We start from the raw sequence: 12,575 nt of genomic DNA, 5'->3' as shown, positions 1-12,575 counted from the left end.
AGTCCTACTGGACAGCTCTTCCTTTTTCAATTTACGCCCATAGTACAAGCGCCCAATAGGATACACCCCACGAGATGAAACCGAACACGACAAAGAATTTTAACATGCGCTCATAAGGAGACAGCTTTCGTTCTCTCTTCGTTTTCACCAGCCGCATATAAAGGGCATAGCCGCAAAAAATGAGGACGATTTGTCCAAGCATTGTAAGGTTTTCAAGAATCGTGATTCCGTTCATTTATTTCACCTCATCATAGGTCTTCCATAAGTAAATGTAGCAACCCTTTATTTCTTCAAAAAAAATCGGTGTATACTGGAATAAGAGAAAGCAGTTGCAAAAGGAGTTGTGACATATTGTTTCCACTACATGCAGATCCTTTGGGTAAAGTGATCGAAAGAAAAATCAGGTATGACGGGAAGACTGTGGATCATCATTGTCAGCTGTTAGATGCACAGGGGCAGCAGGTGGTCCTGTTTCACAAAATTGAAGAGACATTTGCGATGAGGGCAGGAGATGGTGCTCTGACCATCCCAAAAGGGAGCTATACGACCGCCTATTATTGGAAGGATCGGGCGTACAATGTATATTTTTGGAGAGATGATCAAGGGAGAGAACTTGGCTCTTATTTTAATATTGTTGGGAACACATGGTTTAAGAATCAGTCAGTCATTTTTGAAGATTTCATTATTGATCTTCTCGTTCTTCCAAGCGGTGATTTCTTTGTTTTAGATGAAGATGAACTGCCGGAGAGTCTAGCTTCCTTTGAACATGGTTTAGTCCACCGAGCATTAGGGAGTGTGATTGCTTCGTTAGAAAGCATACTCGATCAAGTCAGATCAGATGCAAAAGAGAGATACTCTCACGCTTTGTTTGAGGCGATGATAAAATAAAAAAACGATTCCCCGCTTAAAGGAATCGTTTTTCGGTTAGACCTTTATTCGATTTAATCGTTTTTGTAAATCGGTTTTCGTTTTAGATGCTTTTAGTTGTTTGACCGCAGTTTGAGCAGCTGCTTTTGTTTTCTTTGTTCGTTTGGCTTCCGCTTTTTTCACCTTTTGTTTAGCAGTTGTCACTTTCTTTTGATAGGCAACTTGTTTTTTGACTTTGTCGAGCCGGTTTTGCAGGCTTGTTTTTTCTTTGCCTTTGTTTAGCTTTTTAATGGCCGTTTGTGCGCTTTTAATGGCGCCTTGTGTTTTGTTTTTTTCGGCTGCTTGGACCTTTGCACGTGCGGAGCGGATATCAATATTTGCTTGGACTTTCTTCACCCGTTCTGTCAGTGCTGTTTTTTGTTTGCTTGCAGTGAGTCGGCCGATTCTCGTTTTGGCTTGATCGACATCTGCCTGCTTTTTAGATGTTTCAGCTTTTTTGACAGTGCTGGTCGCGGCCTTTAAAAAGGTTGATTGCGGCACATATTGCACGCGACCATAGCCGAATTGTGAATCCTTTCCTTTTGCGCCAAGATCCACTGTATAGCTGCGCAATAAGGTGCGAAGCTGTGCATTTGTTTTCTTCGGATGAAGCTGTTTTAACAGTGCCAGCATCCCTGTGACGTGCGGTGCAGCTTGTGATGTACCGGTTGCATACCAATATTCATTTTTTAAATAAGTGCTGATGACGTTTTCACCAGGGGCAGAAAATTCGATCTCTTTCCCTGTATTGGAGATCGACGATAGTTTGTCTTTGTCAGTCGTTGCAGAAACAGCGATGACGCTACTGTATGCGGCAGGGTAGCTAATATGGTTCTTCTTCCCATCATTTCCGCTTGCAGCAACCACCAGCAATCCTTTTTTATATGCTTCATCTACAGCTGAACGCAAAATCGGAATGTTATCCTCAAAGCCTAGGCTCAGATTAATCATATCCATCTTATTGCTAATTGCCCAATCAATGCCTCGAAGCAGACTGTATAAGTCGCCTTCTCCCTTTTTATCTAGCACTTTCACGGCATACAGCTTCACACCGGAAGCGACGCCGACTGTTCCGTAATCGTTATTGAGCGCACCAATCGTGCCAGCGACATGTGTTCCGTGTCCTTCATCATCCTTGTAAGAGGACGTGTAATTCACGAATGATTTACCTCCGGCTACCTTTAAATCCTCATGTGGGAAAATACCAGTATCCAAAACAGCTACTTTCACATTTTTCCCAGTAACGCCTTCTTTTATCGCTTGCTTTACATTAAGCTTTTGCAGGTTGTAAGATTTTTGTATCAATGCATCCTGACTAGTAGCAGCAGCGGTTTTTTTCACCGTAGAAGAAGCGAGTTTGACCTTTACATTTTTTGAAACATAAGCGATGTTTGGGTCTTTTTTAAGTGAGGTGACCGCTTGTTCATCTGCTGTCACAGCGACAGCGGGAAGGTGTATGTACTGTGCGTTCACTTTTTCACTTTCCTCAATAGCGGTTTGCTTCCCTTTTTGATTTTTATAGACGATGATGACATCTGTTTCTTTTGGCGGTGCAGCTGCCTGCGAATGGAAGGGCAAAGCAGTTGTCAAAGCAAGAAGAAACGCGATGACCACGAATATTTTCTTTTTCAGGGCAATGGCTCCTTGCATACGAGATGACCTCCGTCTTTTTTCTTTATTATATCGGAGAAATTAGATGGATGGTTAGAAGAATCATAGTCTTGTTAGAAAGTTTTTTTGCAGAGGTAGCCTGAAATTGAATTTCATACAATTCTAGTAGACAATAGAGAGATCATATGAAGAGAAAGAAGGACATGCCGATGAACGTAAAAGAGTATATGACGTATGATGCGACTGGTCTGGCAGCACTTGTACGGGAAAAGCAGGTCATGCCCGAGGAGCTTGTACAGGCTGCATTTGCTAGATTGGAGGAGGTCAATCCAGCACTAAATGCGGTGATTCAGACAAGACAGGATCAAGTGTTAAAAGACATGAAGCAATTAGATATGAATCAGCCTTTTGCTGGTGTTCCGTTTGTGCTAAAAAATATATCGCAAGGGCTGAAAAATGAACCGCTGACAGCAGGCGCTATGCTGTTAAAGGATGTAAAGGCGAAAACGGACTCCCACTTTGTCCATCGATTGAAGCAGGCTGGGCTCCTCATGATCGGTCATACAAACACACCGGAATTCGGATTAAGGAATGTAACAGAGCCCGCTTTACATGGTCCAACGAGGAACCCTTGGAACGCCGAGTATTCCCCGGGCGGTTCAAGCGGGGGGACAGCAGCAGCTGTGGCAAGTGGCATTGTACCTGCGGGTGGAGCGAGTGATGGCGGAGGATCTATTCGTATTCCAGCATCCTTTACTGGTTTATTTGGACTAAAGCCAACAAGGGGGAGAACACCGGTAGGACCAGGTGCAGGAAGGCAGTGGCAAGGGGCTTCCATTGACTTTACACTCACAAAAACAGTGCGTGACAGTGCAGCACTTCTTGATCTGCTTCAAGTCATTCAGCCAGAAGCGGCTTTCCAAACGCCGTTATATGACGGCAGCTACCAAGAGGATCTTGTGAAACATACCTCTTCTATGCGAATTGCTTACAGTGTAGAATCTCCAGTTGGGACGAAGGTCAGTGAGGAAGCGAAGCAGGCAGTTCAGCAAACAGTGAAATGGCTGAGTGAGCAAGGGCACCAAGTAGAAGAAGCCAAGCCGGCAATTGATGGTATCCATTTGATGCAGCAATACTACGTTATGAACAGCGGAGAAATGTCGGCATTATTCACATCCTTGGCTCGTTCATTAGGGCGTCCAGTAAAGCCAGAGGAAACGGATATTGTGGCATGGGTGCTGGCGGAGGCTGGCAAGAATGTGACTGCTGCTGCTTATACAGAAAGTCTTGATGCGTGGGATATGGCGGCTGCACAAATGGCGTCATTTCATCAAATCTACGATCTCTATGTGACACCAGCTACTGCCTATTCAGCTCCAAAGATTGGCGAGTTGATGCATTCGAAAGAAGAAATCACTCAACTTTTACGTGTGTCATCTCTCTCAATGCAAGCGCAGCAGGATCTCATTTATGACATGTTCTTAAAGAGTTTGACCTATACACCATTTACACAGCTTGCCAACTTAACGGGTCAGCCTTCTATGAGCGTTCCTGTTCATCTTACTGAGGCGGGCATGCCTTTAGGTGTACAGGTCACAGCACCTAAGGGGAAAGAGGATTGGCTGCTTCGACTTGCAGCAGAAATGGAAACATCCTCGATTTGGAAAGGAACAAATCAACTCATACGTTGAAACGATATTTGTCTATGGAGGGAAAGGAGTGTCATACGTGAGTACGAAGGACAAAATCATTCAAACGGCCGCACTTCTTTTGCGTAAACAGGGATATCATGCGACAGGATTGAATCAAATCATTAGAGAGAGCGGTACGCCGAAAGGCTCTCTTTATTATTACTTTCCAAATGGAAAAGAAGAGCTAGCCATAGCAGCTGTTGAATATATGAGTCAAAAGGTCATCAACCGAATTGAGGAAAGCTTTGCTTATTCGGATGACCCATATATCGCCATTGATCGTTTTGTGACAAACATCATTCAAGGATTTATGAACCAAGAAAGTGAAAGAGGGATTCCGATTGTCTTGCTGGCGGCAGAGTCCAAGCCTGATCATACACAGCTCCATGCGGCTTGCAAACAAGAAATGATCCGCTGGCAGGAGCTTGTGAAAAAAAAGCTGATGAACAGCGGTTATGAAGAAAGCAAAGCAGATGAGCTGGCATCTCTCCTTCATTCAATGGTGATCGGAGGTCTATCAATGACCACAGCACTCAAGCAAACGACCCCGTTAGAACACGTAAAATGTTACCTTAGACACTTATTTATGCGAGAGGAGTAAAATCTCTCGCATATTGTCTATCTATTATATCAATTGGTCTATATAATAAAGATAGTCAATTCGTCATGAGGAGTGATGGGATATGTCGGAGCAACCGCAATCGATCAAGCAATCCGAAGATACCTCTTTTTATACCGCGTCTGGTTCGGGAAAGCTGTATGGTCTGGAGAATCAGCTTGTTCATGTGCTGGCAGAAGCAAATCAAACGAATCAGTTGTTTGAGCTTGTCTTAATCACAGGTGGGAAAGGAGCTTATTTTCCGTTGCATTGTCATGAGACGCTATTTGAAACCATCTTTGTGCTGGAAGGGAAGCTGGAAGTGATATTGGACGGTAAAAAGTATATGGTGACGGCCTGTGATTATATTCATATTCCGCCCAAAACAATTCATGGCTATAGAATGCATAGTCACAAAACTAGGTTTATTTCGTATACATTGGGCGGACAAAGGACAGATATTTATCAGCAAATTGGGAAGAGGCTCTTGCAGAATGAATGGCCGATGACCAATCAAGCCTTTGATGCAGACTGTTTTCAGCAAGCTGAAAAAGAAAGCGATCTCATGCTGATGCACGGCATTAGAGAGCTATCCAATACAACCAAGCCCTCATTGTTATTTCATAGTGAGCTCCCTCACGCAGTTCAGCCTTATGTATTAGAGGCTGGTGAAGGGAAGCAATACATCATTGATGGTCAGCTTCATGAGCTGATTGCGACAAAAGAAACTACAGGAGGCGGATTCAGTCATTTTGTGATTGAAGGGATGAATGGTAAATATTTTCCTCCGCATTATCATAAGGTGCATACAGAAGCCCTCTATTGTGTGGAAGGAAAAATGAACCTTGATTTGAACGGAGAGGATATTTGTCTGATGCCGGGTGACTTTGCCTATATACCGCCTGAAACCATCCACTCTTATGAATTAGTGTCTCATTCAAATAAATTTTTGGTGTTGCTGCTCCCAGGAGATATTGAGCAGGTGTATGAGCAGTTTGAAGAATCAGAAAGCCCAAGTATGTGTCCTTATTTTATTCAGGAAGGGAACCTGATGATCGACCGGGAGACGTTAGCTCAATATGATTTGTGTTTTCTCGAAAAAGAATGAGTATGTAACGCGTTACACATGTTTTATCAAAAGCCTGTCGAATTGATCGACGGGCTATTTCGCTTTTCGACTGCGCGACATAATTCTTGATCTGATGAATGAACCAGCCATTCAAGGTGAAGCTAAGGAAAGATGATTCGAGTTAAAGGAGGAAATGCATGTGAGAGCTGTTACCTATCAAGGGAAAAATCGTATTGCAGTGAAGAAAGTAACTGCGCCATCTATTCAAGATCGTGAAGATGTCATCGTTCGAATTACCTCAACAGCGATTTGTGGATCAGATTTACATTTGTATCAAGGGAATTTCCCGCTTCCCATCGGCTATGTGATTGGACACGAGCCAATGGGAATTGTAGAGGAAGTTGGACCAGATGTCACAGCGGTAAAAAAGGGAGATCGTGTTGTCATTCCATTTACGGTTGCATGTGGTCAATGTCAATATTGCCATCACCACTTAGAAAGCCAATGCGACCATTCAAACCCTCACTATGATTCAGGCGGGCTTTTTGGATATAGTGAGAAATATGGGAATTATCCCGGAGGACAAGCAGAATATTTACGCGTGCCCTTTGGAAACTACACCCCGTTTAAGGTGCCGGATGATTGCGAGTTAGAGGATGAACAACTGCTGTTCTTATCAGATGTCCTGCCGACTGCCTATTGGAGCGTCGAGCACGCAGGTGTGAAAAAGGGCGATACGGTCATCGTGTTAGGCTGTGGACCTGTAGGGTTAATGGCGCAGCAATTTGCATGGCAAAAAGGGGCAGAGCGGGTCATCGCCGTTGATTATATTGATTACCGCCTGCATCATGCAAAACGGATGAGCGGCGTGGAAGTCTTTGATTTTACAGAGGATCCCGATATGGGAGAAACGTTAAAGGAGCTCACCAAGGGGGGAGCCGATGTTGTCATTGATTGTGTGGGGATGGACGGAAAGAAGTCGCCTCTTGAAAAAATTGAGCAGAAACTCAAGCTGCAAGGCGGGACGATTGGACCGATTCAAATTGCCACAAAAGCTGTACGGAAATGTGGAACGGTTCAGCTGACTGGTGTGTATGGCGGTCTGTATAATATGTTCCCATTAGGCGCTTTTTTCGCAAGAAACGTCACACTAAAAATGGGGCAGGCGCCGGCAAGAGGGTACATGTCAACACTCTATCAAAAAGTAACAACAGGTGAAATTGATCCTAGAGCGATCATCACACATCAATTGCCATTAGATGATGCCGCACATGCTTACCAAATATTCAACGAAAAACAGGATGATTGTATAAAGGTCATCTTAAAGCCATAAAAAGAAGGCCGCAGAGTAGACCAAGCCTCTCATTCTGCGCTAGTCCTGCGTTCCGGTACTCACGAATCCCCAGTTCGCTCCGGTATTCGTCCTTCCTGTGGCGGCAAAGGTTTTCATGTCTCGCTGAAAAAAAAGAAGACAAAGGGCTACAAGGATCTTTATTTTAGCCCGTTGTCAATAAACGAAAGGCTTAGGAATGCTCCTAAGCCTTTAATGTGTGCTCATCCATCATTTTTTCGATTAATTCAAAAAATGTTTTTTTGTCGTCCTCTGATAAATGGTTGAACAGCTGATTGATAAGCAATTGGCGATTGTCGATCATTTGTTTAGCGATTTGTTCACCCGATTCAGAGAGGGTAATCCATACCGTACGGCGATCATTGTTATTTCGAGAGCGGATAATCAGCCCTTCATCTTCTAAGTGATTGAGAGCGGTAGTTGTCGCAGAGGGAGATAATGAAACTTCCTGTAGAATATTTTTCACAGTACATGATTGATGACGGTAGATGATGCGCAAAATAAACCCTTTGATATTCGTGACATTCTTCGGAATATTCTCTTCATCTATTCGTTTCGTCGCCTTTAAATACTTTGTCAGTGCATGGTCTAACAAACTTGCCTCTAACTCGAAATGTTGCATTCTCCATACCTCTTTTCCTATTGCATTCGCATTTTCCGATCAATTACTAGGTCTATCTTATCATAATAATCATCATCATTTAAACCAAAATGGAAGACGGCTATAAAATTACCTATATTATCAATTAATAAAAAGAATAATTCCAAAATGAAATGATTTTACTTTCCTCGTTTTTTATTTTAGAATGTGAATGAGATAAAATCTGCCAACCCAATTCGCTGGAAGTGGGCTATTGGAAATTAAACGTTTGGAGATGAAGATATTGAATACTTTACAGGCATTACTAAACGACAGAATGGAACGCTCTTCACAAATTGAAGCGGTAACTGGCGGTGGTGTGTCTTATACATTTGAAGAATATGCAAAACGCATTGACCAGCTTGCTCATTACTTACATCGTAAGGGCATTCGAAAGGGTGACCGCGTTTGCTTTATTTGTCAAAACCATCATCACTTTTCAACAATTATGCTGGCAGCCATTAAAGCGGGTGCAGTCGCAGTCCCACTTAGCTGGCAGCTTACTTCTTTTGAGCTGGAAGGCATTTTGAAAAAAGCAGAGCCAAAGGCTTTATTTTTTGACCGGGAATTCCGTGACATCATTGCCGCTGTGAATGTTTCTTTAGAGGATTGCCTCATGGTGGAATCCGGTGTAAATGCAAAAACAACACAGCTGTTTGAAGACATTTTGGCATCAAATGATGGCAGTAACCTTGCTGAAGAGGTATCAGAAGAGGATCTAGCGATGATTTTATTCACCTCTGGAACAACAGGCAATCCAAAAGGATGTATGGTCGGACATGGGCGAATTTATCAATTTTTAACAAGACGTGGGAATCGAGGATTCGATCTGAAAGGAAAACGTTACTTGGCGAGTCATCCGTTGTATCATATGAGTTCAATTAATCATCTGATTGCAGCTGCGATTGAAGGGTATACCCTTGTCTTTTTACATGATGCAACGCCGAAGCGCATTTTAGAAACGATTGAAAAGGAAAGAATTACGTTTATGATGGCCTTCCCATCAGCTTATACGTACATGCTAGAAGAGATGAAACGTGGTTCGTATGATCTCTCATCCTTTGAAATTGCGATTTCTGGCGGTACGAAGGTGCCGGTACGCTTAATTAAGGAATACAAAGAAGTGGGCATTCAGATGATGCATGGCTACGGAAGTACGGAAGCATGGGTTGTCAGTGCATGGCATCCTGCGATGGGCGAGGATAAAATGGGCTCTGCTGGTCAAGTGGATGCGGATGTAGAAGTGAAAATCGTTCATCCAGAGACAGAAGAGACACTGCCAGCTGGAGAAATTGGCGAAGTCGTGATGAGAAGCCCATTTTATTTCCTTGGCTATTACCATCAGCCTGACGCTACTGAGAAGGTGCTGAAAGACGGCTGGTTCCATATGGGAGATGCAGGCTATCTAAATGAAGACGGTTTTCTTTATATTACAGGCAGATACAAAGATGTGATTTTGTATGGCGGGGATAATATCTATCCTGACCAAGTGGAAGAAGTCATTGATCAAATTCCAGGAGTCATTGAATCAGCTGTGATTGGGGTACCAGACGATTTATATGGTGAAGTGCCAAGTGCATATATCGTGAAAGACGAATCCGCCGATTTTTGCGAGCAAGATGTCGTGAGCTATTGCCAGGAGCGTTTGGCAGATTACAAAGTGCCGTCCATTCATTTCACGCAAGAACTGCCAAAAAACAAGCTTGGTAAAATTATGAAGAAAGATTTACGTGAAATGGTTGTGAATGCGTAGGACCTATTCTGCTATAATGAAATTTGAATGATTTTTTGTTTTTCTAACGTTTTGGAGGGAAAGGTTTTGCGACAAATTCTTCGTAAGAAACAAATTCACGATTTGTTAGAACAGAGTAGGCAGCAAAAGGTAAAGAAAACGCTGGGCGGGCTTGATCTTACGCTTCTTGGTATAGGGGCTGTGATTGGCACAGGAGTCATGGTGTTAACCGGAATTACAGCGGCTAAGGATGCAGGACCGGCTGTCATTTTCTCCTTTGCGATTGCAGCGATTGTATGCAGTTTAGCAGCACTTTGTTATGCGGAAATGGCTTCAGCGCTTCCTGTATTCGGCAGCGCGTACATTTATTCATATACAACGATGGGTGAGCTTGTGGGTCATCTGATGGGATGGACTTTATTATCCGTTTATATGCTGACTGCTTCGGCTGTGGCCAGTGGGTGGTCTAGTTATTTCAACAGTCTGCTGGAGGGGTTTGGAATCTCTATCCCCCATCAATTCTTAGCGGGGCCAGAGCAAGGCGGATACATGAATCTGCCAGCGATTATCATTGCTTTACTGATTGCGTGGATCTTATCTAGAGGAACGAAGGAAAGTAAAAAATTCAATAATATCATGGTGTTTGTGAAACTTGGTATTATTGTTCTTTTCATTGTAGTAGGCGGTTTTTATGTACAGCCAGCCAATTGGCAGCCGTTTATGCCGTTTGGGACGGAAGGCGTGATTGCCGGTGCAGCTGCTGTATTTTTTGCCTTTTTAGGATTTGATGCGATTTCGGCCTCTGCAGAAGAGGTGAAAAATCCACAGCGAAACCTGCCAATTGGTATTATTGGTTCATTACTGATTTGTACGGTTATTTATATTGTCGTTTGTTTGGTCATGACAGGTATGGTGCACTATACAAAGCTGAATGTCACAGAAGCTATGTCCTATGTATTGCAAAGTGTGCATCAAAATAGCGTGGCTGGTATTATTTCTGTCGGTGCCGTCATTGGATTGATGGCTGTGATTTTCGCCAATAATTATGCGGCAACTCGAATTGCCTATGCGATGGGCCGTGACGGGCTCTTGCCTAAAGTGTTTTCAAAAACAAACAAGAGCGATACACCTGTTGCAAGCATATGGATGATTGGCGGAATGACAGCTGTTATTTCAGGGTTTATTGATTTGAAAGATCTGTCCAACTTAGCGAATATCGGTGCTTTACTGACGTTTGCGATGGTGAGCTTATCTGTGCTCATTTTGAGAAAGACACATCAGCAGCTTGAGAGGGGATTCCGGGTTCCTTTTGTACCGGTCTTGCCCATCCTATCAATGGGCTGCTGCTTGTTCCTCATGTTTAATTTACCAGGCCGGACATGGCTTTATTTTGGAGTTTGGCTGTTAATCGGTGTCGTCATGTACGCAGCGTATTCAAACAAACACAGTGAATTAGCGAAATCTTTATGAGAAAAAGGTGCAAATCCGTTGACGATTTGTGCCTTTTTTCTTACGATTTGGGATAAACTATAAAAGAGAAGATGGACGGAACAAGAGGAGGATGAGGGATATGATCAGCGTTAGTCCTTATATTGTCGTAGAAGATGTGAAGGAATCTCTTCAATATTATCAAGGGATTTTTGGCGGGGATATTCATATTTTAAATGAACATGAAGACCGTGTGTTACATGCTGAATTGCACCTTGGAGAATCACTGCTTCACTTTTCAGATACGTTTGGCCGCACACCAAAGCCGGAGAATCTCAGGTTGATCATGCAGTTTGACAATGAAGAAGAACTAAAGGCTGTGTATGAAGCGCTGGAAGCGGATGGAGATGTACTGGTGGAATTGCAGGATACGTTCTTTGGCGCACTTCACGGACAAGTACAGGACCGGAAAAATGGGTTGATCTGGGTTCTGAATTACATGAAATAGATCGTTTTCTAACACGCTGAAAAGGAGACAAAGGGCTAAAATATTTAGCCCTCTGTCAATAATCTGGCCTTCACATGAGTGAAGGTTTTTTAGAGTGTTTTTGTTTTCTGAAAAATGGAAAATATGCTATGTTGAAAGAATAAAAGGACAAGGAGAAGGGTGGCAAAGGAATGGAACAAGTTGAGTTTCAATATATCCAAACAAATGGCATAAAGCTCCATACAGCAATGGCTGGCCCTGAAGATGGTCCACTGCTGGTCCTGCTGCATGGATTTCCTGAGTTTTGGTATGGTTGGAAAAATCAAATCCTCCCCCTGGCTGAGGCGGGATATCGTGTCGTTGTTCCTGATCAAAGGGGATACCATCTGAGTGACAAACCAGAAGGAGTTGAATCATACGTTTTAGACAAATTAAGAGATGATATCGTGGGATTAATTAAGGCGCTGAGTCCGAAGCAAAAGGCCATTGTCGGCGGACATGATTGGGGCGGAGCGGTTGCCTGGCATTTGGCATCTACACGCTCTCAATATGTAGAGAAGCTCATCATTGTTAATATGCCGCATCCGCGAGTGATGATGAAGGTTCTTCCGTTTTATCCGCCGCAGTGGAAGAAGAGCTCCTATATTGCTTTCTTTCAGCTCCCAAATGTACCAGAGGCAGCACTACAGGAAAATCAATTTCAAAGGCTGGATGAAGCGATTGGGCTGACGGCTAGACCACACTTGTTCACCAATGAGGATGTCTCAAGCTACAAGCTGGCTTGGACGCAGCCAGGAGCCATAACCTCCATGCTGAATTGGTACCGAGCCATCAAAAAAGGCGGTTTTGAAAAACCGATATCAAAACGAATTTTAGTCCCTGTTCGCATGATTTGGGGGATGGAGGACAAGTTTTTAAGCAGAAGGCTTGCGAAGGAATCAATTAAAATTTGTCCAAATGGACAGCTGATTTTTGTCGATGATGCCTCTCATTGGATCAATCATGAAAAACCAGAAGTCGTGAATAAGCTCATACTCGAATTTTTAAAATAAGAAAAAAGCT

Annotated in this window: 12 protein-coding genes; 9 read left to right on the top strand and 3 right to left on the bottom strand. The window is 43.2% G+C overall.

What is annotated here, in order from left to right:
• Positions 1–31 precede the first annotated feature (31 nt).
• A complete protein-coding gene (locus tag IEE86_RS10290; RefSeq protein ID WP_191097136.1) occupies positions 32–235 on the bottom strand; it encodes a hypothetical protein in 204 nt (67 codons plus the stop codon).
• 116 nt (positions 236–351) lie between these two features.
• Between IEE86_RS10290 and IEE86_RS10285 the strand changes: the two genes are divergently transcribed.
• Positions 352–888, top strand: coding sequence for a ribonuclease FAU-1 family protein (locus tag IEE86_RS10285; protein ID WP_191097135.1), 537 nt, complete (start codon positions 352–354; stop codon positions 886–888).
• Positions 889–924: 36 nt separating this feature from the next.
• Here IEE86_RS10285 and IEE86_RS10280 read toward each other — a convergent pair whose 3' ends face one another.
• The gene (locus IEE86_RS10280) at positions 925–2,556 is read right to left on the bottom strand and encodes a S8 family peptidase (protein WP_191097134.1); all 1,632 of its coding nucleotides are present in this window, start codon (positions 2,554–2,556) and stop codon (positions 925–927) included.
• A 170-nt stretch (positions 2,557–2,726) separates the two neighbouring features.
• Here IEE86_RS10280 and IEE86_RS10275 point away from each other — a divergent pair, with 170 nt between their 5' ends.
• From IEE86_RS10275 to IEE86_RS10260, 4 genes are all read left to right on the top strand, one after another.
• Positions 2,727–4,208, top strand: a complete 1,482-nt coding sequence (locus tag IEE86_RS10275; protein ID WP_191097133.1) for an amidase — start codon at positions 2,727–2,729, stop codon at positions 4,206–4,208.
• Between the two features lie 37 nt (positions 4,209–4,245).
• A complete protein-coding gene (locus IEE86_RS10270; RefSeq protein WP_191097132.1) occupies positions 4,246–4,809 on the top strand; it encodes a TetR/AcrR family transcriptional regulator in 564 nt (187 codons plus the stop codon).
• 82 nt (positions 4,810–4,891) lie between these two features.
• Positions 4,892–5,914 (top strand): quercetin 2,3-dioxygenase, encoded by a 1,023-nt coding sequence (locus IEE86_RS10265; RefSeq protein WP_191097131.1) that lies wholly within the window; start codon positions 4,892–4,894, stop codon positions 5,912–5,914.
• A gap of 160 nt (positions 5,915–6,074) precedes the next feature.
• Positions 6,075–7,208: a zinc-dependent alcohol dehydrogenase gene (locus IEE86_RS10260; protein WP_191097130.1), complete on the top strand. Its 1,134-nt coding sequence runs from the start codon at positions 6,075–6,077 to the stop codon at positions 7,206–7,208.
• A 202-nt stretch (positions 7,209–7,410) separates the two neighbouring features.
• On the opposite strand, the gene IEE86_RS10255 is transcribed toward IEE86_RS10260, so the two are convergent.
• On the bottom strand, positions 7,411–7,848 hold the full coding sequence (locus IEE86_RS10255; protein ID WP_191097129.1) for a MarR family winged helix-turn-helix transcriptional regulator: 438 nt from the start codon (positions 7,846–7,848) through the stop codon (positions 7,411–7,413).
• A 262-nt stretch (positions 7,849–8,110) separates the two neighbouring features.
• Here IEE86_RS10255 and IEE86_RS10250 point away from each other — a divergent pair, with 262 nt between their 5' ends.
• The 4 genes from IEE86_RS10250 to IEE86_RS10235 all read left to right on the top strand — a co-directional run bounded on the left by IEE86_RS10250 (position 8,111) and on the right by IEE86_RS10235 (position 12,565).
• Positions 8,111–9,619 (top strand): class I adenylate-forming enzyme family protein, encoded by a 1,509-nt coding sequence (locus tag IEE86_RS10250; RefSeq protein WP_191097128.1) that lies wholly within the window; start codon positions 8,111–8,113, stop codon positions 9,617–9,619.
• A 66-nt stretch (positions 9,620–9,685) separates the two neighbouring features.
• Entirely contained in the window at positions 9,686–11,068 is a 1,383-nt protein-coding gene (locus tag IEE86_RS10245; RefSeq protein WP_191097127.1) for an amino acid permease, read from the top strand.
• Positions 11,069–11,168: 100 nt separating this feature from the next.
• Positions 11,169–11,534: a VOC family protein gene (locus IEE86_RS10240; RefSeq protein ID WP_191097126.1), complete on the top strand. Its 366-nt coding sequence runs from the start codon at positions 11,169–11,171 to the stop codon at positions 11,532–11,534.
• Positions 11,535–11,704: 170 nt separating this feature from the next.
• A complete protein-coding gene (locus IEE86_RS10235; RefSeq protein WP_191097125.1) occupies positions 11,705–12,565 on the top strand; it encodes an alpha/beta fold hydrolase in 861 nt (286 codons plus the stop codon).
• Positions 12,566–12,575: the final 10 nt, after the last annotated feature.

It is taken from the genome of Bacillus crepusculi, assembly GCF_014764715.1.
Classification (GTDB): Bacteria; Bacillota; Bacilli; order Bacillales; family Bacillaceae; genus Bacillus.
This window is presented reverse-complemented; position numbering and strand designations above follow the sequence as displayed.

What these genes read in the sequence shown, in the direction of transcription:
- IEE86_RS10240 (WP_191097126.1), top strand. Translation starts at nt 11,169, where the DNA reads ATGATCAGCGTTAGTCCTTATATTGTCGTAGAAGATGTGAAGGAATCT.
- IEE86_RS10275 (WP_191097133.1), top strand. Translation starts at nt 2,727, where the DNA reads ATGAACGTAAAAGAGTATATGACGTATGATGCGACTGGTCTGGCAGCA.
- IEE86_RS10280 (WP_191097134.1), bottom strand. Translation starts at nt 2,556, where the DNA reads ATGCAAGGAGCCATTGCCCTGAAAAAGAAAATATTCGTGGTCATCGCG.
- IEE86_RS10290 (WP_191097136.1), bottom strand. Translation starts at nt 235, where the DNA reads ATGAACGGAATCACGATTCTTGAAAACCTTACAATGCTTGGACAAATC.
- IEE86_RS10265 (WP_191097131.1), top strand. Translation starts at nt 4,892, where the DNA reads ATGTCGGAGCAACCGCAATCGATCAAGCAATCCGAAGATACCTCTTTT.
- IEE86_RS10235 (WP_191097125.1), top strand. Translation starts at nt 11,705, where the DNA reads ATGGAACAAGTTGAGTTTCAATATATCCAAACAAATGGCATAAAGCTC.
- IEE86_RS10255 (WP_191097129.1), bottom strand. Translation starts at nt 7,848, where the DNA reads ATGCAACATTTCGAGTTAGAGGCAAGTTTGTTAGACCATGCACTGACA.